The 531-nt window shown below is 55.0% G+C and carries 1 rRNA gene; it reads left to right on the top strand.

Features of this window, described 5'->3' with window-relative positions:
- Positions 1 to 531 (top strand): 23S ribosomal RNA (locus ACTXGH_RS13810); the annotation flags it as partial.

The following is a 531-nucleotide window of genomic DNA, read 5'->3' as shown; positions in this document are numbered from 1 at the left end:
GTACCGTGAGGGAAAGGTGAAAAGCACCCCGACGAGGGGAGTGAAACAGCACCTGAAACCGGATGCTTACAAACAGTGGGAGCTCAAGGTTCGTCCTGAGTGACCGCGTACCTTTTGTATAATGGGTCAGCGACTTAAAGTTACGAGCGAGCTTAAGCCGATAGGTGGAGGCGCAGCGAAAGCGAGTCTGAACAGGGCGTTCAGTTCGTGGCTTTAGACCCGAAACCGAGTGATCTAGCCATGTGCAGGATGAAGGTGGGGTAACACCCACTGGAGGTCCGAACCAGTGCCCGTTGAAAAGGTCTTGGATGACGTGTGGCTAGGGGTGAAAGGCCAATCAAACTCGGAAATAGCTGGTTCTCCGCGAAAGCTATTTAGGTAGCGCCTCGAGTGAATACCTCACGGGGTAGAGCACTGGATGGGCTAGGGCCGCCCACAGCGGTACCAAACCCAACCAAACTCCGAATACGTGAGAGTACTGCTCGGGAGACACACGGCGGGTGCTAACGTCCGTCGTGGAGAGGGAAACAA

Origin of the sequence: Psychrobacter sp. 1Y10, assembly GCF_052259005.1 — a bacterium.
GTDB lineage: Bacteria > Pseudomonadota > Gammaproteobacteria > Pseudomonadales > Moraxellaceae > Psychrobacter > Psychrobacter saeujeotis.
This window is presented reverse-complemented; position numbering and strand designations above follow the sequence as displayed.